This is a genomic window from Streptomyces hoynatensis (genome assembly GCF_003626535.1).
GTDB lineage: Bacteria > Actinomycetota > Actinomycetes > Streptomycetales > Streptomycetaceae > Streptomyces > Streptomyces hoynatensis.
In genome coordinates this window covers 137,436-158,389 of sequence record NZ_RBAL01000012.1, presented here as the reverse complement: position 1 = coordinate 158,389, position 20,954 = coordinate 137,436, and the positions used below count along the sequence as shown (strand labels likewise).

Here is a 20,954-nt window from a genome sequence, read left to right as displayed (position 1 = left end):
GCGACCGCACCGGCCGGCCGCAGAGTTCAGATCCGCGCAACAGGCTCGAAAGGCAAGGACACGGCATGTCACGAGGGCGCCCGAACGTCATCGTCGTCTTCACCGACCAGCAGCGCTGGGACACCACCGGGGTGCAGGGCAACCCGCTCGGCCTGACCCCGAACTTCGACCGGCTGGCCCGCGCCGGGGTCCACGTCAGCCGGGCCACCACCCCGCAGCCCGTGTGCGCCCCCGCCCGCGCCGCCCTCCAGACCGGCAGGTACCCCACCGCAACCGGCGTGTACCGCAACGGCATTCCGCTGCCGGGCGACGCCCGCACCCTCGCCCACCACTTCGCGGACGCCGGGTACACCACGGGCTACATCGGCAAGTGGCACCTCGCCGACCGCGAGCCGGTGCCGGCGGAGCAGCGCGGCGGCTACCGGCACTGGCTGGGCTCCAACGGCCTCGAACACACCTCGGACGCGTACCTGACGGTCATGTACGACGAGGCCGGCGATCCGGTGCGGCTGCCAGGCTTCCGCTCCGACGCGCTCTTCGACGCCGCCGTCCGCTTCGCCGCCGACCACCACGCCGAGCCGTTCTACCTCTTCCTCTCCCTCATCGAGCCGCACCACCAGAACGAACTCGACTGCTACCCGGCGCCCGAGGGCTACGCCGAGCGCTACCAGGGCCGCTGGATGCCGCCCGACCTGGCGGCGCTCTCCGGCCAGGGCGGCACCCCGCACCAGCACATGGGCGGCTACCTCGGCCAGATCAAGCGGGTCGACGAGGGGCTCGGGCGCCTGCTGGACGCCCTGCGCAGCATGGACCTGCTCGACGACACGATCGTGGCCTACACCTCGGACCACGGCAGCCACTTCAAGACCCGCAACTCCGAGTACAAGCGCTCCTGTCACGACGCCTCGCTGCGGGTGCCGCTGGCCGTCCGCGGCCCCGGCTTCCACCCCGGGCGGGTCCTCGACCAGCCGATCAGCACCCTCGACCTGCCGCCCACCCTGCTGGCGGCCGCGGGCGTCGAGGTGCCGGCGGAGATGCAGGGGCGCTCGTTCCTGCCGCTCGTCGCCGACCCGGGGGCGGACTGGCAGGAGGAGGTCTACGCCCAGGTCAGCGAGTCCGAGTGCGGGCGGGTGGTGCGCACCGCGCGGTGGAAGTACCACGTCGTCGCGCCGGACGCCGACGGCTGGGACGACGCGGCGGCCACCCGCTACGTCGAGACGGCCCTGTACGACCTGGCGCACGACCCGTACGAGCTGGACAACCTCGCGGGGCTCGCCTCCCACCGGGCGGTGGCCGAGGACCTGCGCGCGCGGCTGCTGCGCCGCGCCGCCGAGGCGGGCGAGCCCCCGGCCACCATCGAGCGGGCCCCGGAGCGGGTGCCCCACCAGCGGCGGGTGGACGCGGCCGTCCACGGCTTCGACCTCACGGGCGTCCGCTTCGGCCACCAGCCGCGCGCGGGCCGCCCGCCACGTGCTTGAGCAACTCGCCGTCCAGGAGCACCACCAGGCACCCCCCGGAGCTGACGCAGTACTCCAGCCGGCCGCCCGAGGTGGCGTGCCACGAGCGCAACGACCACTGCCGCGCGCCGCCGGGGGCCGGCCTGCCGCAGAAGGGGCACGCGTCCTGGGGGAAGGGGGCGGGGGCGGCCGGTGCTGCGGGGCGAGGGGAGGCGCGCATGGCCGCCAGCATGATGTCATGTGTCTATGCAGTTCAACCATTACGGGGGCGAGGCGGCCGGCCTCGCCGCCGACCTCGTCAACCTCGCCGCCCCGCCCTCCCCCGCCGAACTGGAACCGCTGCTCGCCGCCAGGGACATCACCAGGACCCGCCTCACGCCCGCCCAGTCCGGGGCGCTGTGGGAGTGGAGCCGGCGCCTCGGCTCCTGCTTCGGCCCGCAGGATCTCGCCCGGCGCTGCGCGGCCGTCAACGAACTGCTCGCCGAGGCGTCGAGCAGCCCGCGCATCTCCATGCACGACGGCCGGCCCCCGCACCTGCACTACAGCGCCCCCGACGCGGACCCGGCCGCGCACGTCCGCGCCGTCACCGCCGCGGGCCTGGCCTCGGTGATCTGCTTCTCGGGCGCCGATCGGCTGGGCCGTTGCGCGCGTTGCCGACGTGCCTATGTGGACACTTCGCGCAACGGCCGCCGCACCTACTGCTCGGTGCGCTGCGCCAACAACGACGCGGTGGCGCGGCACCGGGCGGTCAGGCGTTCCGCAGCCAGCCCGCCCACGCCGAGGTGATCATCTCCTCGACGCCGCGGGCCGGCGTCCAGGCCAGGTGCTTGGCCGCCTGGTCGGGGCAGGCCACCACCCGGGCCGGGTCGCCGGGGCGGCGCGGCATGACCAGCGGGGTCAGCCGCCCGTGGCCGGTGATCTCCGCGATCGCGCGGACCAACGCGCGCACGGAGACCCCCTCGCCCCGGCCGATGTTGAGGGTCAGGTGCTCGGGAATGGGCCGCTCGGCCAGGGTCCGCGCGGCCGCCAGGTGGGCCTCGGCCACGTCCTCCACGTGGACGAAGTCCCGCTCGCAGGTCCCGTCGCCGGTCGGGTAGTCCTCGCCGAAGATCCGCGGCGGCTCGCCGGCCGCCAGGTGCCCGAAGGTCATCGGGACCAGGTCGGCCGTCTCGTTGTCGGCGAGTTCGGGCAGGGCCGCCCCCGCGACGTTGAAGCAGCGCAGGCAGGCGGTGGCGATGCCGTACGCCCGGCCCGCGGCGCGCACCAGCCACTCGCCGGCCAGCTTGGTCTCCCCGAAGGGGCTGACGGGCAGGCAGGGGTGGTCCTCCATCACCAGGTCGGCGGTGGGCGCGCCGTAGACGGCGGCCGAGGAGGAGAAGACGAACCGCTCGACCCGGGCCCCGCGGCAGGCTTCGAGCAGGACCTGCAGGCCGTGGAGGTTCTCCCGGTAGTAGCGCAGCGGCTGGCGGACGGACTCGGCGGCCTCCTTCCTGGCCGCGAGGTGGACGACCGTGGTGACGGCGTGCTCGGCCAGCGTCCGGTCGAGCAGGCCGCGGTCGTGGACGGAACCCTGGACGAAGGGGACGCCCTCCGGCAGCCGGGTGGCCTGGCCGGTGGACAGGTCGTCGTACGCCACGACCTCTTCGCCCGCCAGGGCCAGGGCGCGGACGACGTGGGCGCCGATGTACCCGGCACCGCCGGTGATCAGAAAGGACATGGGGTCTGCTCCTGGGGGTCGGGAGAGGCCGGGCGCGCGGCGGCGCCCGTGCCGGAACCGGGGGGCACGTGTGCAGAGCCGCGGGCGGGCGGCCCGGCGGGAACCGGGGCGGGCGCCTGGGCCGGGGGCGCCGAACGGGCCGGTGCGGCCGAACGGGCCGGTGCCGCCGGCCACGCCGGGCAGGCCGGGTGGACCGGGTGTGCCGGGCCGCCCCGGTGGGCCGGGCGAACCCGCTGCGCCCCATGGGCCTGCTGCACCCGCCGGGGCCCGCGGCCCCGCCACACCCGCGGCGCCCACGGCAGGCGCGACGCCGGCGGAACCCCGGGCACCCGTGGCACGCGGGAAAGGCGAGGCACGAAGGGAACGTGAGAAACCGCGGGAACGCCGGGAACAGCGGGTACGCCGGCAACGGGGGGAACAGCGGGGACGGGGGGAACGCGGGACTCGTGGGAATCACGGGACTCGTGGGAATCACGGGAATCGCGGAAAAGCAGCACGGCACCACATCCGCAGCGAAAGATCGGATTACACGGACCATCCGACAATCGCTCTTCTGTGGTGCCGTCGCGTGGACGCCGGAGGTGTCGCGGCTGCGTTCCCTCCGATCGGCCTACGTGCCGCCGGTGTTCCCGGCCCTCAGGGCCGGGACCCGGTCACTTCACCGCTCCCGACATGACGCCGGAGACGAACTGCCGCTGGAAGGCGAAGAAGATCGCCAGCGGGATGAGCATCGTGAGGAACGCCCCGGGCGCCAGCACGTCGAAGTTGCTCCCGAACTGCCGCATCTGCTGCTGGAGGGCCACGGTCATCGGCGGGGAACCGGAGTCCGCGAAGATCAGCGCCACCAGCATGTCGTTCCAGACCCACATGAACTGGAAGATGGCCAGGGCCGCGATCGCCGGCCCGCCGAGCGGCAGCACCACCCGGGTGAACAGCCGCAGTTCCCCGGCCCCGTCCAGGCGCGCCGCCTCCAGCAGCTCCCGCGGGATCTCCGCGAAGAAGTTGCGCAGCAGGAAGACGGCGAACGGCAGGCCGAAGGCCGAGTGGAAGAGGATCACGCCGAAGGTGGTCTCGAAGATCCCCAGCGCGTTGAACAGCTTGGCCACCGGGATCAGCGCCACCTGCACCGGCACCACCAGCAGCGCCACCACCAGCAGGAACCAGTAGTCCCTGCCGGGGAACTCCAGCCAGGCGAAGGCGTAGGCGGCCGCCGCGCCGAGCACGACCACCAGCACCGTGGAGGGCACGGTGATCGCCACCGTGGTCCAGATGGAGCTGGTGAACGTGTCGTCGCCAAGCAGCGCGTCGTAGTTGGCGCCCGTCCACTGGCCCGGGTCGGTCAGCGCCTCCCACCAGCCGGTGGAGGCGATGTCCCGCGGGCTCCTGAAGGAGGAGACCAGCAGGCCCGCCGTCGGCAGCAGCCACAGCACGGCCAGGACCACCAGCACCACCCGGACGGCTCCGCCCGCGGCGAGCGAGGCCAGCCGGGAGGCGAGGGAGCGCGGCCGTGGGCCGGTCTTGGGGGCGGGCCCGGCCGCCGACGGGTCGGGTGCCTGGGCGGTTATGAGAGTCGCGGTCACCGCTTGTTCTCCCGTCGCAGCCTTCTCAGGTTAACGATCATCACCGGCACCACGAGCAGCAGCAGGAGCACCGCGATCGCGCTGCCCACGCCCTGGTCGGCCCCCGTGCCGAAGGACGACAGGTACAGCTGGAGCGCCAGCACGTTCGCGTCCGCCTGACTCGAACTCGGGGCGATGATGTAGACGAGGTCGAAGATCTTCAGCACGTTGATCATCAGGGTCACGAGGACCACGCCGAGCACCGGCCCGAGCAGCGGGACGGTGATGCGCCGGAAGACCTGCCACTCGTTCGCGCCGTCCACGCGCGCGGCCTCCAGCGTCTCCCGGGGGACGCTGGCGAGGCCCGCGGCGATCAGCACCATCGCGAAGCCGGACCACATCCACACGTAGGCGCCGATGATCGCCGGGGTGATGAGGTCGGGGCCCAGCCACTCGGCGCCGTTGTAGGGCGCCGTGAAGCTGTCCGAGGCCAGCCGCAGTTGGGCGCCGTCGGCCTCGGCGGGCAGCGAGAAGGTGCCGTCGTCGCCGGTCTTGGCCGCGGCGACCACCTCGCCGTCCCGCACCGCCTCCACGGTGATGCCGGACAGCGCCTTCTCCTCCGGGTCGATGACGCCCTCGGCGCCGGCCCCGCCGCGGGTGAAGTCCATCCACACGGTGCCCGTCACCTGGCCGGGGTCGGTGGCGGCCGTGGCGGCCGGCTCCGCGTCGGACAGTTCGGGCTGCGGAACCGCCACCAGCGGCAGCAGCACCGGGGTGCCCGCCGTCACGGGCTGCTCCAGCAGGTAGGAGCCGTCGTCCTGCACGGTCAGCGGGCCGTCGGGCCGCGGCTGGGCGTCGGGCCAGGTGGACGTGCCGGAGAAGGTGTCGTGCACCGTCGTCAGCATCGCGTTGGCCACGCCCCGGTCCGGGTCCTGCTCGTAGACCAGCCGGAAGATGATCCCGGCGGCCAGCATCGAGATGGCCATCGGCATGAAGACGACCAGCTTGAACGCCGTCGCCCAGCGGATGCGCTCGGTGAGGACCGCGAAGATCAGGCCGAGGCCGGTGGCGACCGTCGGGGCGACGACGATCCAGATGAGGTTGTTGCGCAGCGCGTGCCTGATCGAGTCGTTGGAGAAGATCTCCTGGAAGTTGTCGAGCCCGACGAACGTGTCGCCTGAGGCGTCGAAAAGGCTGCGCTGGATCGAGTACCCGATCGGGTAGATGACCAGAGCGCCGAGCAGCACGAGCGCGGGCAGCAAGAAGCACGCGACGGCCCAGGGGCGGGCTCTGATCACCGCCTTGCCGGATTCCATGGGAAGTCAGTCTCCGTCCGTCGTGTGTCCGTCAGTCGCCGTAGGCGTCGGCCGCCTGGGACTCCAGGTATTCCTGGGCCCCCTGGATGTCCTCGGGGTTGCGCAGGAAGTTCTGCAGCCCCTGCCACATGCCCTGGCCCGTCGTGCCGCCGAAGGCGGCCGGGGTCTGGTCCGAGAGGTCGAAGCGGAAGTCGTCACCCGCCTCGATCAGTGCCTCGGCGATGCCGCGCTGCACGTCGTTGGGGTAGGCGTCCATGTTCATCGACTTGTTGGGCGAGATGAACCCGCCCGGCTCGGCCCAGATCTCCGCCGCGTCCGAGGAGGCGAGGAAGGCGAGCAGCGCCTCCTGCGCCTCGCTGGCCTCGCCGTCCGGGGCGATCGCCACCGCCGCGTCACCCGCGCTCACCACGGGCAGCGGGCCGCCGTCCACGCTGGGGAACGGGAACACCTGCGCGTCCTCGCCGATCACCGCGTCGGTGCTGTCCGTGATGTTCGCCCCGACGAAGTCGGCCTCGAACACCATGGCCGCGTCGGGGGAGTCCAGGTCGAGGAAGGTCTGGGTGACCGAGTCGGGGAAGAGGGTCTGCAGGGCGCCGTCCGCCCCGCCCTCCATCAGCCGGTCCTCGCCGAAGAGCTGGCCGAGCGTGGTCAGCGCGTCCGTGACGCTCTGGTCGGTCCACGGGATCTCGTGCGCGGCGAGCCGGTCGTACATCTCGCCGCCCGACTCGGAGAGGTAGATGTTCTCGAACCAGTCGGTGAGGGTCCAGCCGTCGGCGCCGCCCACCGACATCGGGGTGGTCCCCGACTCCCACAGCGTCCAGGCCGTGTCGACGAAGTCGTCCCAGGTCTCGGGCGGCTGCACCCCGGCGTAGTCGAAGGCCGCGGTGCTGTACCAGATCAGCGACTTGTTCGCCGCCTTCACGTAGACGCCGTACTGGACGCCGTCCGCGGCGCCCAGATCCTGCCAGCCCTGCGTGTAGTTCCGGTCGAGCTGCTCCTGCACCAGGTCGCCGACCGGGGCTATCCAGCCGTTCTCGGCGAACTCCCTGAGCACGCCGGGCTGCGGCACCATCACGACGTCGGGTGGCGAGCCACCCGCGATCTTCGTGCCGACGAACTGCGAGACGTTGTCGCCGCTGGGCACGTAGCTCGTGGTGGCGCCGGTCCTGGCCTCGAACTCGTCGAGGACCCGCAGGAAGTTCTCCTGCTCGGCGCCGGTCCACACCGCGGCCACCTCAAGGTGCTGGCCCGACAGGTCCGGCAGCTCCACCGTGACCTCGCCCGACCTCTGCCCTCCGGTGTCCTCGTCGCCACCGCATGCCGTCAACGTCAGCGCGGCCGTGACCGTCACCGCCGCCGCCGCACGGAAGGCTCTCCGCCGGGAATCCCGGCCCGAACCGCGCATGAGCACCGCCTCATCCGTCTGGTGCGGCAGTGCCCCGACCCCGCTCAGGGCCTGCCACGCCGCACGTCCTGTGCCCAAGGTCCTACGCCCGGGCGCGCTGAGCGGGCAAGTCCACCGTGGGGGCCGGTCGGCCTTTGTGATGCCCCTGTTACCGAGCGCTCAACAACACTGGTGGATCACTTACTTGACGTGACGGATGGGGCGGGATCACACCAGTGTGGCGGCAGTGGCGCGTTCGGTCTCGGCCGCCCGGGCGGCGGCGCTGGCCAGCAGGGCGATGTCCGTGGGCCCGTTCCCCAGCTCCCTGATCTGGCGGCGGGCCGGCGGGTCGCCCGCCCTGGCCCAGTCGACCGGCGTCACGGTGGGGCGCTGCGTGGCCGTGCGGGGGATGCGGCCGGTCACCCGGCCTCCCTGGAACGGCGCCGCCCGGCCCTCGCCCGGCAGCCGCAGCTCGCCCCGGCCCGCGGGGCCGCCGCCCAGGGCCACCCGTATGACCGCGCCCGGGTCGAAGGACGGCGGCCTGGCCGCCGAGGGGGCGCCCGCCGCGAGGAGGCGGACGCCGAGCCGCCGCCCCTCCGCGGCCACCGCGTCCAGGGCCCGGAGCACGGAGCCCGCCGCCTGCCGCCCGGGCGCGCCGAGCGGCGGGTCGAGCAGGGCGTCGAGGTCGTCCACGAGCACCACCAGCCAGGGCAGCGGGTCGCTGCCCGGCGCGAGCATCGACGGCGCGCCCCCCGCGGGCGCCTTCCCGCCCGCGCCCTCCGCGCCGCCGGGCGCCCCGCCCGCCTGGCCCTCCGGGGCCTGGCGCGGCGGGCACAGCCTGGCGGCGCGGGCGCGCCCGCCCTCGAACTCCGCCTCGCCGAGCGCGGCGGCCCGCCACTTCAGCTCCTCCCGCAGGGCCTGCGCGAAGGCCCGCAGCCTGACCGGGTCCGTGGCCCCCACGTAGGAGGCCACGTGCGGCAGCTCGGCGACCGGCCGCAGCCCCTCGCCCGCCCCCTCGACCAGCACGAGCGAGAGGTCGCGCGGGCCGTGGGCGGTGGCCAGGGAGGCGGCGAGCGCGCTCAGCAGCTCCGTCCGGCCCGAGCGCGGCCCGCCCTCGATCAGCAGCGGGCCGGGCCGCCCGGCCAGGTCGAGGGAGAGCGGGCCGCCGCCCGAGGCGCCGAGCACCAAGGGCAGCCCCGCCCCGCCCTGCCACCGCTCGCGCAGGGCGCCCGGGGTGACGCGGGAGAGCCGCAGCGCGTCGAGCAGGCGGCAGCTCTCCGGCGGGGCGCCCGCCGCGGCCGCGCCGGCCCCTTCGCCCGCGGCGCCTCCCACGCCGCCCGCGGCCCGGTCGTTCAGCGGGGCGAGCGCGCGCGCCAGCCGCTCGGCCCAGGCGCAGGACACCGCGTCGGCGCCCGCCACCGGGCCCCACTCGCCGGCGGGGCCGATCACCCGCAGCGAGGTGGCGACCTGCCCGCTGAGCAGGCCGGCCGTGCCGCAGCCCCGGAAGACGGGGGAGGCGGCCCTGGCCGCGGCCAGCGTCTCGGCGGCGGGGGAGGCCGCGGTGGCCGGCGGGCACTCGGCGAGGGCGATCACGTGGATGCCGGCCGCCGGTCCCTCGGCCGCCAGCCTGGCCAGCGCGGCCGTCGTCTCGGCCCCGCCCGGCTCGCCGTCCACGAGCACCACCGTGCGGGCCTGCCCGGCCTCGGCGCGGGCGCCGGCGCGCGCCACCAGCTCCGCCGTCCTGGCGGCGGCCTGCTCGGCGTCGAAGGCGAGCAGCAGGCCGCAGTCCTGTCCCCGGCGCGGACGCGTGTGCGGCAGCCAGCCCAGCCAGGACCACTCCGCGGCCTTGCCCGGGGCGAGCACCACCAGTTCGAGCGCCCCGGGACCGTGCAGGGCGGCCAGCTGCGCGAGCGCCGCCCTGGCGAGGCCGGCGACCCGGTGCCGCGGCCCGGCCAGGCCGAGGGAACCGGCCTCGCGCAGCGAGACGGCCACCGGCGGCAGGGCCCGCGAGGCGCGGTGCGCGGTGCCGAGGCGCACCGTGAACGCCTCCGGGTGGTCCGCCGTCCGCTCCCACAGGCGCGGGCCGCGTTCGAGCGCGGTCAGCAGCACCCGGGCGAGGTCGGGGTGGGCGGCCTCGGCCCGCGCGTCGTCCTGCCGCGCGCGGGCCGCCTCCGCCTCGGCGTCCCAGCGCGGCACCTCGCGGGTCTCGCCCGGGCCGCCGAGCCGCTCCCTGGCCCAGGTGGCGAAGCCGCGCCGCCGCACGGTGGGCCCGCTCGGCCCCGGCCGGGAGGCGGCGGGCCGCGCGGGGGCCGGGGCGGCGTCCCCCGGCGCGGCGGAGGAGGCCGAAGGGAGGTCCTGGGGAGCCGGGGGAAGGACCGGGGGGGCGGCAGCCGGTCCCCCCGGGGCCGGGGCGCGGTCCAGGTCGCGGCGCGGCGCGGGCAGCCCGGCGCGGGCCGCCGGCTCGCCGGGCACCAGGCGCAGCGCGGTCTCGCCGAGCCGCAGCACGCCGCCTGGCGGCAGCGGCACCCGGCCGGTCACCTCGCGGCCGTCGAGGAACGTGCCGTTGGTCGAGCCGAGGTCGGCCACCGTCGCGGAGCCGTCGGGCTCCAGGGCCACGGCGCAGTGCATGCGCGAGACGTCCGGGTCGTCGAGGGGCACGTCCGCGTCCGCCGACCTGCCGATCCGCACCGAGCCGCCGCGCAGCAGGTGCACCCCGCCCGCGTCGGGACCGGCCACCACCAGCAGCCGCGCGGGCACCGGCTCGGGCCCCGGGCCGGCCACGGGCCGGTGGAAGGACAGCACCGCGCCGTCGACGAGCGGCGGCTCGCCGAGCAGCGCCGCGCGGGGGTCGAGCCGCTCCTCCTCGCAGAAGACGGCGCCCGGGGCGGCGGAGCCCGGCGCGGCCGCCCCGGCCAGCGCGCCGAGGACGGCGGCGAGCGGGGTGTTCTCCGGGGCGGTGACGCGCAGGTCGACGCCGGCGGGGCCGCCGCGCTCGGCGTCGCCGTGACCGAGAACGGTCAACCTGATCTGAATCGGCATCGGCCCTCCCGGTCACCTCGCCAGCCCGGCTGCAACGTCTTGGTCACGCTGGTCACACGTCCCGATCGCGGTCGGGCCAGGACGCGGCCCACGGCCCGGGCGAACCCGGAGCGCGCCCCGCGCACGACCTGATCGCATCGGATGCTGATGCTGAAAGCATCCTCGCACCCGCCACTGACAGCCCGCCGCGTCGTCGGCGCCCCATGATCCTGATTGGGCCGAAGCCGTTCATATCTGTCCAGATTCCGTCTAGCTCCGTCTAGGGCTCACCAGAACTGATCCGTGACACCCGCCAGTTGACGCGACCGGCGACGCCGGCCAGGTCGATCAGGCGCCGTTCACCTTACGGCCCGTCACGCGGTGCTCCGTCACCCGGCGACCCGACGGCCCCCACCCCGCCCGCCGCGGGACCGCCCCCGTCCGCCCCGGCGCGGCGCAACCGCGCGGGGCCGCGGCGCGTCCTCCTCGCCGCCGGCTCCTCGCGGCCCGCGCCCGCCCTCCGCGGGCACCCGCGGCCGGGGGCCGCGCGATTACAGTAGGGAGCCCGGGTCTCGTCACCACCGGCGAACCACCAGCGAAGCACAGGGAGCGCACGTGCGGCCGGTAGGCAGCAAATACCTGCTCGAAGAGGCGCTCGGGCACGGCGCCACGGGCACCGTGTGGCGGGGCCGTCAGCGGGAGACCGCGGGCGAGGAGGCCGCGGTCGCCGGGCAGCCGGGCGAGCAGGTCGCCATCAAGATCCTCAAGGAGGAGCTCGCCCAGGACCCCGACGTGGTGATGCGCTTCCTGCGCGAGCGCGCGGTGCTCCTGCGGCTGGGCGGCGACCCCCACGACAACATCGTCCGCACCCGCGACCTCGTCGTCGAGGGCGACCTGATCGCCCTGGTGATGGACCTGATCGACGGCCCCGACCTGCACCGCTACCTGCGCGAGAACGGGCCGCTCAGCCCGGTGGGCGCGGCCCTGCTCACCGCCCAGGTGGCCGACGCGCTGGCCGCCGCGCACGCCAAGGGCGTCGTCCACCGCGACCTCAAGCCCGCGAACGTGCTGCTCGCCGGCGCCGGCGAGCAGGGCGGGCCGCTGCGCCCGATGCTCACGGACTTCGGCATCGCCAGGCTGGCCGACTCGCCCGGGGTGACCCGCACCCACGAGTTCGTCGGCACGCCCTCCTACGTGGCGCCCGAGTCCGCGGAGGGCCGCGCCCAGACCTCGGCCGTCGACGTCTACAGCGCGGGCATCCTGCTGTACGAGCTGGTCACCGGGCACCCGCCCTTCGGCGGCAGCAACACCCTGGACGTGCTCAGGCGCCACCTCAGCGAGCAGCCGCGCCGCCCGGAGTCCGTCCCGGGTCCCCTGTGGACCGTCATCGAGGTCTGCCTGCGCAAGAGCGCCGACGAGCGGCCCAGCGCCGCGAACCTGGCCCGGGCGCTGCGCACCGTCGCGGCGGGCATCGGCGAGCGGGCCTCGGCCGAGCAGCGCTCCGCGGCGCTCGGGGTGGCCGCGCTGCTCGCCCCCGACCCGCGCCCGGTCAAGGTGGCAGGCACCGGCATCAGCCCGCCCGGGGCGGCCGAGCCGACCCAGGCCCTGCCCGGCGGCTCCGGCGGCCTGGCGGGCGGCGGCGACCCCTTCGCGGCCACCAGCGTCCTGCCGCAGCCGGGCGCGGACGGCGGCCTCGGCGCGACCCGGGCGATGCCGGCCCAGGGCCCGCCGGAGCCCGAGGGCCCGCACCCCTGGGAGGAGCAGCTGCGGGCCGCGCGTGACCGCAACGAGCCGACCAGGGTCCAGCCCGCCGAGCCACCCCGCGACCCGCTCTACCGGCCGCCGCAGCGCCGGCCCCAGCGCCGCCCGCAGCGCCGCGAGAGCGCCCCGCCGCCGCAGCGGCAGGGCTACGGCTACCCGCCCGCGTACCAGCAGCCGTACGCCCAGCCCTATCCGCAGCAGTACCAGCAGCCGCAGCACTATCCACAGCCGCAGCAGTACCAGCAGCCCCAGCGGTATCAGGAGCCACGGCAGGCGCCGCCGCAGCAGCCGGTGCCCTCGCGGCGCGAGGAGCGGGGCAGGTCCCGCGGCCGCGTCCGCATTCCCGGCATGGGCTGCCTGCAGGGCTGCCTGATCGTGCTGGTGATCCTCGTGGTGATCGCATTTCTGGTGTGGAACTTCACGCCGCTCCAGGACTGGATTGCCGACGGGAAGAGTTTCTGGGACACCGTCACCGACTGGTTCGACGACGTGCGCGAATGGATGGGCCTGATCGACGAGACCGGCGACAACGTGGATCAGATCCAGGACAGCGTGCCCCATAGTCAGTGATCTCCGGGGTGATCTCGCGGTCACCTCGGGGATTTATCGACTTCCGTCGGTGGAATTCCGCCACGGCATGCCAATAAAACCGGGCAAGCCGGGCGTGCTGTCCTGTGGCCGCCTGACGGGCGTCGTAGCCTCACGCCATGGCACGGAACATCGGCAGCCGCTATACCGTCCACCGCGTCCTCGGCCGCGGCAGCGCGGGAACCGTGTGGCTCGGGGAGGGACCCCAGGGCCCGGTCGCCATCAAGCTGCTGCGCGAGGACCTCGCCGCCGACCCCGACCTCGCCGAGCGCTTCGCCCACGAGCGGCACGCCCTCCTCGGCCTGGAGCACCGGAACATCGTCGCCGTCCGCGACCTGCTCATCGAGGAGGGGACCGAGCCCGGCGCGCCCCACGAGATCGCGCTGGTCATGGACCTGGTCAGGGGCTGCGACCTGCGCAGCCACCTGGAGCGCGAACGCCGCCTCGCCCCCGCCAGGGCCGCCGCCATCGTGGCCGACGTGGCCGGCGGCCTGGCCGTCGCGCACGCGGCCGGCATCGTGCACCGCGACGTCAAGCCGGAGAACATCCTCCTCGACCTCTCCGCGGGCGAGGGCGCGCCCACCGCGCTGCTCACCGACTTCGGCGTCGCCAAGCTGGTCGACGAGCCGCGCCACGGCGGCCGGGGCGGCGTCGTCGGCACCCCCGACTACATGGCCCCCGAGATCGTCGAGGGCCTCCCGCCCCGGGCGGCCGTCGACATCTACGCGCTGGTCACCGTCCTGTACGAGCTGCTCGCCGGCTTCACCCCCTTCGGCGGCGGGCACCCGGGCGCCGTCCTGCGGCGGCAGGTCACGGAGACGGCCGACCGGCTGCCCGGCATCCCGCGCGAGCTGTGGGAGCTGATCCAGCAGTGCCTGGCCAAGGCCCCCGCCTCCCGCCTGCGCGCCGCCGAGCTGGCCTCGCGGCTGCGCGAGCTGATGCCCGCCCTGGAGGGGCTGCCCCCGCTCGCCATCGGGGACCCGGTGCCCGAGGCCGAGGCGCCCGCCGCGGAGGAGCCCGCGGCCCTCGCCGCGCCGGCCGCCGCCCGGGCGGCCGTGCCCCTGGTCAGGGGCGCCGCGCCCGACTCCGAGCGGGAGACGCACACCAGGATGCGGGTGCCGGACGCAGAGGAGCTCGCGGGCGGCGCGCACGGCACCGCGCGCACCATCCGCACCCCGGGCGAGCCCCGGGCGGGCTCGGCCAGGCACTCCGCCGCCGCCCGCCGCAAGCGGCGGCTCGCGGTGACCGCGGCGGCCGTCGTGGGGGTGGGCGCGATCGGCGGCTGGCTGCTGTTCTCCGGGGGCGGCGGCGACTCGGGCGACACGGGCGGCGGCGGCCCCTCGGCGAGCGTGGAGGAAGACGAGGGCCCGTCCTCGCCCTGAGGCAGCGGTTACGCTGGACGCGTGGCAGTCGTCGATGTTTCCGAATCCCTGAAGTCCCTCGCCTCCACCATGGAGTCGATCGAGGCCGTGCTCGACCTGGACCGGCTGCGGAGCGAGGTCGCCGAGCTGGAGCAGCAGGCCGCTGCGCCGACGCTCTGGGACGACCCCGAGCGGGCCCAGCAGGTGACGAGCAAGCTGTCGCTGCTGCAGGGGCAGGTCCGCAAGACCGAGGAGCTGCACGGCCGCATCGACGACCTGGCGGTCCTCTTCGAGCTGGCGGAGTCGGAGGACGACGCCGAGACCCGCCGCGAGGCGGAGGCCGAGCTGGCCGCGGTGCAGAAGGCCGTGGACGAGCTGGAGGTCCGCACCCTGCTGTCCGGCGAGTACGACCAGCGCGAGGCCATGGTCAGCATCAGGGCCGAGGCGGGCGGCGTGGACGCGGCGGACTTCGCCGAGCAGCTCCAGCGCATGTACCTGCGCTGGGCCGAGCGCAAGGGGTATCCGACCGAGATCCTCGACACCTCGTACGCGGAGGAGGCGGGCATCAAGTCCACGACCTTCACGGTCCGTGCCCCCTACGCCTACGGCACGCTGTCGGTCGAGCAGGGCACCCACCGCATGGTCCGCATCTCCCCCTACGACAACCAGGGCCGCCGCCAGACCTCCTTCGCCGGGGTCGAGGTGCTGCCCGTGGTGGAGCAGACCGACCACATCGAGGTGCCGGAGAACGAGATCAGGGTGGACGTCTTCCGCTCCTCGGGCCCCGGCGGCCAGTCCGTCAACACGACGGACTCCGCGGTGCGCATCACCCACCTGCCCACCGGCATCGTCGTCTCCTGCCAGAACGAGAAGTCCCAGATCCAGAACCGGGCCGCCGCGATGCGCGTGCTCCAGGCCCGGCTGCTGGCCCACCAACGGGCCCAGGAGCAGGCCAAGATGGACGCGCTCAAGGGCGACGGCGGCAACTCCTGGGGCAACCAGATGCGCAGCTATGTCCTGCAGCCGTACCAGATGGTGAAGGACCTGCGCACCGAACACGAAGTCGGAAACCCCCAGGCCGTTTTGGACGGGGATATCGACGACTTCCTCGAAGCCGGAATCCGGTGGCGCAAACAGCAGGACAAGTAACCTTCACGCAACTTTCATGACCCGGCGGGCATTTACCGGACATCCTGCTTGACGACTGTCCGTTCAGCGGGAAAGCTGTTCGCTTGGCATGCCTATGTTTGGGGTGCGCGTGTTGCGCAAGGGGCGAGTGCGAGCTGAACGCAACCCCCCGCTCCGGCGCCGCCCTTGCCTGAGGCAGCCCCGAGACGAGACCTTGTCTGCATGGTCGGCAAGGTTTGCACGGTCTACACGAACAGCTACAGGGGGTAGTGGATACATGGCCAGTCCCAAGACACGGGCCAACATGGCGCGCATCGCCGCCGCCGCGATCTTCGCGGCGGGCGCCTCGCTCGCCGTGGTCGGCACCGCGTCGGCGAGCGGTAAGGGTGACGCCTCCGAGTCCTCTCCCGAAGGGGCCATCGTCGGCGCCGTGAACGGCGCGGGTGACGAGGGCGCCGCCGTCGGCGCCATCCAGGGCGGTGGCGACGACGAGGGTACGGCCGTCGGTGCCATCCAGGGTGGTGGCGACGACGAGGGCGCGGCCGTCGGTGCCATCCAGGGTGGTGGCGACGACGACGAGGGTGCCGCCGAGGGCAACGACGCGGAGGGTACCGCCGAGGGCAACGACGCCGAAGGCACTGCCGAGGGCAATGACGCGGAGGGTACCGCCGAGGGCAATGACGCGGAGGGTACCGCCGAGGGCAACGACGCCGAAGGCACTGCCGAGGGCAACGGCGCCGAGGGCACCGCGGAAGGCGGCGACGGCGGCAACGAGGACGGCGGCAACGGAAACGGAAACGGCAACGGGCCGCAGGGCGTCTCCGAGGGCGCCGACGGCGGCATCGAGACCGACGACCAGGGCAGCAGCAGCCCGATCACCCAGGACACCCCGGACTCGGACGTGACCGACGCCAGGCCGGCCGGCGACAGCGGCGAGCTGGCCGAGACCGGTTCCGGCATGAACGAGACCCTGCTGATCGCGGGCGCCGCCACGATGATCGCCGGCGGTGTGGCCTTCCGCTACCTGCCGCGTCTGATCAACAGGAACGGCGCGGCCGCCTGATCCCAGGCCGCCTGCCTCACGCGCCTCACCGCGTGTGAGGTGTCTCACACAGCCGATGGGCCCGGAGCTTCCGCTCCGGGCCCATCGGGCGTTCACGCGCGTTCCTCGTGCGGCCGGGCCCTCGCGCCCGTTCCTCCCGCGGCGGCCTCAGGCGGGCCGCACCACGATCAGGCAGACGGCGAGCAAGGCCATCAGCAGGGCGATCAGCCCCGCCGGGCTGCCCAGGGCGGCCCATGGGCTGCGCTCCTCGCGCAGGCGGGCCAGCTCGGCCCGGCACACCGGGCAGCGGCCCTCGCTCACCCGCCCCGCGCAGTTCGCGCACACCAGCCAGTCGGCGGTCATGCGATCGTCTCCTCTCCTCGCCCCTCGCAACCTACTGTGCCAGGGTTCCGGCGAAAACGCAGAAGGCCGCCGCCCGGCGCGGAACCGGCCACCCGTGGACGCGGGCGTGGATGCGGGCGCGCCCGCCCGTCACGGAACGGGACAAACCGCCGGGGAACCAGCCCGGACGGCCAACCCGGACAATCGGCCGGGGTCAACAACCGGACAAAGAGGACGGCATGGGGCGGCGCCTGCGCGCCGGCCGCCGCTTCGCGTATGGTCTGCCCCAGCGCGGAGGGAACCTCCGGCATGTACCCCGTCCCGACAGGGTGTAACCGTGATCCGATTCGACAACGTCTCCAAGACGTACCCCAGGCAGAGCGCCCCGGCCCTGCAGAACGTCTCGCTAGAGGTCGAGCGGGGCGAGTTCGTCTTCCTGGTCGGCTCCTCCGGCAGCGGCAAGTCCACCTTCCTGCGGCTGATACTGCGCGAGGAGCGCGCCTCGACGGGGTCCGTCCACGTGCTCGGCAAGGACCTGGGCCGGCTCTCCAACTGGAAGGTCCCCCAGGTGCGCCGCCAACTCGGCACGGTCTTCCAGGACTTCAGGCTGCTGCCGAACAAGACCGTGGGGGAGAACGTCGCGTTCGCCCTGGAGGTCATCGGCAAGCCGCGCGGCCAGATCCGCAAGACCGTGCCCGAGGTCCTCGACCTGGTCGGCCTCGGCGGCAAGGACGACCGGATGCCGGGCGAGCTCTCCGGTGGTGAGCAGCAACGCGTCGCGATCGCCCGCGCGTTCGTCAACCGCCCGATGCTGCTGATCGCCGACGAGCCGACCGGCAACCTCGACCCGCAGACCTCCGTGGGCATCATGAAGCTGCTCGACCGCATCAACCGCACCGGCACGACCGTCGTCATGGCCACCCACGACGCCCAGATCGTCGACCAGATGCGCAAGCGCGTGATCGAGCTCGAACGGGGCCGCCTCGTCCGCGACCAGACCCGCGGCGTCTACGGCTACCAGCACTGAGTCTCCACTGAAAGGACGCCATGCGCGCCCACTTCGTTCTGTCGGAGATCGGCGTCGGTCTCCGCCGCAACGTCACCATGACCTTCGCGGTGATCGTCTCGGTCGCCCTCTCGCTGGCCCTGCTCGGCGGCTCGCTGCTCGCCAACCGGCAGGTCAACAGCATGAAGGACTACTGGTACGACAAGGTCGAGGTGTCGATATTCCTCTGCAACGAGAACGACGCCGAGAGTGACGACCCGCACTGCTCCAGGGGGGCGGTCACCGACGAGCAGAAGGAACAGATCCAGGCGGAGCTCGAGGACTACGACATCGTCGACAAGGTCTACTACGAGTCCGCCCAGGAAGCCTTCGAGCACTACCAGGAGCAGCAGGGCGACTCGCCCATCGCGGCCGTGGTCACGCCCGACCAGATGCAGGACTCCTTCCGGGTCAAGCTGACCGACCCGACCAAGTACGACGTCATCTCCTCGGCCTTCTCGGCGCGGGAGGGCGTGCAGTCGGTGCAGGACCAGCGCGACCTGCTGACCAACCTCTTCAACCTGCTGAACGGCGTCAACTGGGCCGCGATCGGCCTGATGCTGCTGATGCTGGTGGTGGCGCTCCTGCTGATCGTGAACACCGTGCGGGTGTCCGCCTTTTCCCGGCGCCGGGAGACCGGCATCATGCGGCTGGTCGGCGCGTCCAGCTTCTACATCCAGCTGCCGTTCATCCTGGAGGCCGCGATCGCCGGGCTGATGGGCGCCCTGCTGGCCTGCCTCCTGCTGGTCGGCGTCAAGTACTTCGCGATCAACAACTTCCTCGCGGAGCGGATTCCGCTGATCAACTTCATAGGGTGGGACGCCGTGCTCTCGGTGCTGCCCTTCGTGCTGGCCGTCGGCGCGCTGATGCCCTCGGTCGCGGCCTTCTTCGCGCTGCGCAGGTACCTGAAGGTGTAGGCCGTGCCCGGCCGGGTCCCCGCGGGCTGTGCGGCACGCGCCGGCCGCGTCCCGTTCGTTTCTCCTTAAGTCACCCGTATGTGCCCTACACTCCGCAGCATGTCCCGTCCCTCTCACCGTAGTTCGTCCCGGTCTTTCCGGCGGGGTGCGGCCCTGGCGTGCGTGTTCGCCGGGGTGCTGGCCACCGGGGCGGCCACCGGCTCCTGGCCCGAGGCGGCCGACGCCGACGTCGCCGAGCCCGCGGCGGACGCCCGCGCGGCGGGCCGGGCGGACGGCGCGGCCGACGGGGAGGCCGGCGAGGCCGGGGAACTGGTCAGCCGCCGCGGCGGCGACCGCTGGGCGACGGCGTACTCGGCCGAGGAGTACGCGGAGGTGCGCCGGCACCTCGCGGGCGAGTACGTGGGCACCGGGATAGCGGTGGTCCGCACCGCCGAGGGCCGGATCGAGGTGAGCGAGGTCCACGAGGACAGCCCGGCGGAGCGCGCCGGGGTGCGCCCCGGGGACCGGATCCGCACCATCGACGGGGTCCGGGTCAGCGGCGGGGCCGTCACCGACGTGGTCGGCAGGCTGCGCGGCAGCGATCGGCCCGCGGCAGCCGGGCCGGGCTCCACCGTGCGGATCGGCCTGGAGCGGGACGGCAGGCACTGGACGGTCGAGGTGGAGCGGGCCAGGCTGACCGACCGGGCGGTGACCGTGAGCCGGGACGCGCCAGGCGCCACCAGAATCCGGGTGAGCTCCTTCACCCAGGGCGCGGCCGACCAGCTGCGCGCCGCCATGGCCGAGGTTCCCGAGGGCGACGGGGTGCTGCTCGACCTGCGGGGGAACGCCGGCGGGCTGCTGACCGAGGCCGCCGAGGCCGCCTCCGTCTTCCTCGACGGCGGACTGGTCGCCACCTACGACGTGCACGGGAGGCAGCACGCGCTGTACGCGGACCAGGGCGGGGACACCGGCACCCCGCTGGTGGTGCTGGTGGACGGCGGCACCATGAGCTCGGCGGAGATGGTCACCGGCGCGCTCCAGGACCGCGGCCGCGCGGTGGTGGTGGGGTCGCGGACCTTCGGCAAGGGCACCGTGCAGATGCCGAGCGAGCAGCCGGACGGCTCGGTGGCGGAGCTGACCGTGGGCCACTACGCGACGCCGCTGGGGCGGACCGTGGACGAGGACGGCATCGTGCCCGACCTGGTGGTGGCGCCCGGCGAGGACGCCCAGGCGCGGGCGCGCACGGTGCTGGGCGGGCTGGCCGGCGGGGAGTGAGCCGCGGGCAGCGCCCGCGGAAATAACGGGGTGGGCCGGGCCCGTTGGATCGGTAGAATCGGCAGGTCATGGCAAAAGAGACGGGTCGGAAGCTGATCGCGCAGAACAAGAGGGCGCGGCACGATTACCACATCCTGGACACCTACGAGTGCGGTCTGGTGCTGACCGGCACCGAGGTGAAGTCCCTCCGGCAGGGGCGCGCCTCGCTGGCGGACGGCTTCGCCCAGGTCGACGACGCCGAGGTGTGGCTGCACAACGTGCACATTCCCGAGTACGCCCAGGGCACCTGGACGAACCACAGCGCGCGCCGCAAGCGCAAGCTGCTCCTGCATCGCTCGGAGATCGACAAGCTGATCGGGAAGACGCAGGAGTCGGGCGTCACCCTGGTGCCGCTCGCCCTGTACTTCAAGGAGGGCAGGGCGAAGGTCGAGGTCGCGCTCGCCCGGGGCAAGCGGGAGTGGGACAAGCGGCAGACGCTGCGCGAGAAGCAGGACCGCAGGGAGGCGGAGCGCGCGATCTCCGCGGCGCGCCGCAGGGAGCGCGGCTGAGGCATCTCTCGGCCGGATGCCGTATAATGGAGGCAGCGCCGTCCGCGTGGTCTCGCCGGCCGACCTCGGCCGGGAAGCCGCCGGAATACCGGAGGCGGGCGGGTTGTCAACACCACATGGGGATGATCGGTTTCGACAGCGGATGTCGAAGTAGGGGAAGCGAGCCGAGGAAGCGGCAATGATCTCGTTAACCATATGCCGCGAAAAAATAATCGCCAATAACCAGCGCGATTCCTTCGCCCTCGCTGCCTGATCAGCGACCTGCGAAGTGTCAGTCCGGGCGCGTTCCCGTCCCGGGTCCTGGCATCAGCTAGGGAACTCACCCTCCGCTCCGGTCACGGGAGCTGAGCGGGACACCACACAGTGACTGAGCCCGTCGGAGACTTGTCCGCGTGATCTCCGGGGCCGAGAAAATCGCAGCGGACTGCGCTCGGAGAAGCCCTCCTTCCGCTCCGTTGGACGCGGGTTCGATTCCCGCCATCTCCACGAACACACAGGCGGCGGGGTCCACAGACGT

General features: G+C 73.8%; 16 protein-coding genes and 1 other RNA gene. 11 read left to right on the top strand and 6 right to left on the bottom strand.

All coding sequences use genetic code 11. From position 1 onward, the window contains the following. Positions 1-65: 65 nt before the first annotated feature. Entirely contained in the window at positions 66-1,478 is a 1,413-nt protein-coding gene (locus tag D7294_RS20615; RefSeq protein WP_120681918.1) for a sulfatase-like hydrolase/transferase, read from the top strand. Positions 1,479-1,703: 225 nt separating this feature from the next. Further along, entirely contained in the window at positions 1,704-2,243 is a 540-nt protein-coding gene (locus D7294_RS20605; protein WP_120681914.1) for a CGNR zinc finger domain-containing protein, read from the top strand. Here the strand turns inward: D7294_RS20605 and galE are convergent. The 5 genes from galE to D7294_RS20580 form a co-directional block, all read right to left on the bottom strand. Beyond that, entirely contained in the window at positions 2,206-3,174 is a 969-nt protein-coding gene (gene galE, locus D7294_RS20600; protein ID WP_120681912.1) for a UDP-glucose 4-epimerase GalE, read from the bottom strand. The genes D7294_RS20605 and galE overlap by 38 nt on opposite strands. A 653-nt stretch (positions 3,175-3,827) precedes the next feature. Continuing rightward, on the bottom strand, positions 3,828-4,754 hold the full coding sequence (locus D7294_RS20595) for a carbohydrate ABC transporter permease (RefSeq protein ID WP_120681910.1): 927 nt from the start codon (positions 4,752-4,754) through the stop codon (positions 3,828-3,830). Further along, entirely contained in the window at positions 4,751-6,049 is a 1,299-nt protein-coding gene (locus tag D7294_RS20590) for a carbohydrate ABC transporter permease (protein WP_120681908.1), read from the bottom strand. The genes D7294_RS20595 and D7294_RS20590 overlap by 4 nt, the downstream gene beginning before the upstream one ends. A gap of 31 nt (positions 6,050-6,080) precedes the next feature. Further along, entirely contained in the window at positions 6,081-7,454 is a 1,374-nt protein-coding gene (locus tag D7294_RS20585; protein WP_120681906.1) for an ABC transporter substrate-binding protein, read from the bottom strand. A 207-nt stretch (positions 7,455-7,661) separates the two neighbouring features. Continuing rightward, entirely contained in the window at positions 7,662-10,472 is a 2,811-nt protein-coding gene (locus D7294_RS20580; RefSeq protein WP_422070721.1) for an FHA domain-containing protein, read from the bottom strand. Between the two features lie 594 nt (positions 10,473-11,066). Here D7294_RS20580 and D7294_RS20575 point away from each other — a divergent pair. The 4 genes from D7294_RS20575 to D7294_RS20560 all read left to right on the top strand — a co-directional run bounded on the left by D7294_RS20575 (position 11,067) and on the right by D7294_RS20560 (position 16,352). Beyond that, positions 11,067-12,782, top strand: coding sequence for a serine/threonine-protein kinase (locus tag D7294_RS20575; protein WP_120681904.1), 1,716 nt, complete (start codon positions 11,067-11,069; stop codon positions 12,780-12,782). A gap of 137 nt (positions 12,783-12,919) precedes the next feature. Beyond that, the gene (locus tag D7294_RS20570; RefSeq protein ID WP_120681902.1) at positions 12,920-14,182 is read left to right on the top strand and encodes a serine/threonine-protein kinase; all 1,263 of its coding nucleotides are present in this window, start codon (positions 12,920-12,922) and stop codon (positions 14,180-14,182) included. A 21-nt stretch (positions 14,183-14,203) separates the two neighbouring features. Then, a complete protein-coding gene (prfB, locus tag D7294_RS20565) occupies positions 14,204-15,310 on the top strand; it encodes a peptide chain release factor 2 (RefSeq protein WP_120681900.1) in 1,107 nt (368 codons plus the stop codon). 256 nt (positions 15,311-15,566) lie between these two features. Continuing rightward, positions 15,567-16,352: a hypothetical protein gene (locus D7294_RS20560; protein WP_147450879.1), complete on the top strand. Its 786-nt coding sequence runs from the start codon at positions 15,567-15,569 to the stop codon at positions 16,350-16,352. Between the two features lie 147 nt (positions 16,353-16,499). Here D7294_RS20560 and D7294_RS20555 read toward each other — a convergent pair whose 3' ends face one another. Beyond that, entirely contained in the window at positions 16,500-16,694 is a 195-nt protein-coding gene (locus tag D7294_RS20555) for a hypothetical protein (RefSeq protein ID WP_120681896.1), read from the bottom strand. Between the two features lie 316 nt (positions 16,695-17,010). On the opposite strand from D7294_RS20555, the gene ftsE reads away from it, so the two are divergent. The 5 genes from ftsE to ssrA all read left to right on the top strand — a co-directional run bounded on the left by ftsE (position 17,011) and on the right by ssrA (position 20,926). Beyond that, entirely contained in the window at positions 17,011-17,700 is a 690-nt protein-coding gene (ftsE, locus tag D7294_RS20550) for a cell division ATP-binding protein FtsE (RefSeq protein ID WP_120681894.1), read from the top strand. A gap of 20 nt (positions 17,701-17,720) precedes the next feature. Continuing rightward, positions 17,721-18,635: a permease-like cell division protein FtsX gene (gene ftsX / locus D7294_RS20545; protein ID WP_120681892.1), complete on the top strand. Its 915-nt coding sequence runs from the start codon at positions 17,721-17,723 to the stop codon at positions 18,633-18,635. 99 nt (positions 18,636-18,734) lie between these two features. Next, positions 18,735-19,889, top strand: a complete 1,155-nt coding sequence (locus tag D7294_RS20540; RefSeq protein WP_120681890.1) for a S41 family peptidase — start codon at positions 18,735-18,737, stop codon at positions 19,887-19,889. A gap of 68 nt (positions 19,890-19,957) precedes the next feature. Beyond that, positions 19,958-20,437, top strand: coding sequence for an SsrA-binding protein SmpB (gene smpB / locus D7294_RS20535; RefSeq protein WP_120681888.1), 480 nt, complete (start codon positions 19,958-19,960; stop codon positions 20,435-20,437). 118 nt (positions 20,438-20,555) lie between these two features. Continuing rightward, positions 20,556-20,926: a transfer-messenger RNA gene (ssrA, locus tag D7294_RS20530) on the top strand. Positions 20,927-20,954: the final 28 nt, after the last annotated feature.

Excerpts from the sequence above, each read along its gene's own strand:
- D7294_RS20615 (WP_120681918.1), top strand. The coding sequence starts at position 66 with ATGTCACGAGGGCGCCCGAACGTCATCGTCGTCTTCACCGACCAGCAG.
- D7294_RS20605 (WP_120681914.1), top strand. The coding sequence starts at position 1,704 with ATGCAGTTCAACCATTACGGGGGCGAGGCGGCCGGCCTCGCCGCCGAC.
- galE (WP_120681912.1), bottom strand. The coding sequence starts at position 3,174 with ATGTCCTTTCTGATCACCGGCGGTGCCGGGTACATCGGCGCCCACGTC.
- D7294_RS20590 (WP_120681908.1), bottom strand. The coding sequence starts at position 6,049 with ATGGAATCCGGCAAGGCGGTGATCAGAGCCCGCCCCTGGGCCGTCGCG.
- D7294_RS20585 (WP_120681906.1), bottom strand. The coding sequence starts at position 7,454 with ATGCGCGGTTCGGGCCGGGATTCCCGGCGGAGAGCCTTCCGTGCGGCG.
- D7294_RS20580 (WP_422070721.1), bottom strand. The coding sequence starts at position 10,472 with ATGCCGATTCAGATCAGGTTGACCGTTCTCGGTCACGGCGACGCCGAG.
- D7294_RS20570 (WP_120681902.1), top strand. The coding sequence starts at position 12,920 with ATGGCACGGAACATCGGCAGCCGCTATACCGTCCACCGCGTCCTCGGC.
- D7294_RS20560 (WP_147450879.1), top strand. The coding sequence starts at position 15,567 with ATGGCCAGTCCCAAGACACGGGCCAACATGGCGCGCATCGCCGCCGCC.
- D7294_RS20555 (WP_120681896.1), bottom strand. The coding sequence starts at position 16,694 with ATGACCGCCGACTGGCTGGTGTGCGCGAACTGCGCGGGGCGGGTGAGC.
- ftsX (WP_120681892.1), top strand. The coding sequence starts at position 17,721 with ATGCGCGCCCACTTCGTTCTGTCGGAGATCGGCGTCGGTCTCCGCCGC.
- D7294_RS20540 (WP_120681890.1), top strand. The coding sequence starts at position 18,735 with ATGTCCCGTCCCTCTCACCGTAGTTCGTCCCGGTCTTTCCGGCGGGGT.
- smpB (WP_120681888.1), top strand. The coding sequence starts at position 19,958 with ATGGCAAAAGAGACGGGTCGGAAGCTGATCGCGCAGAACAAGAGGGCG.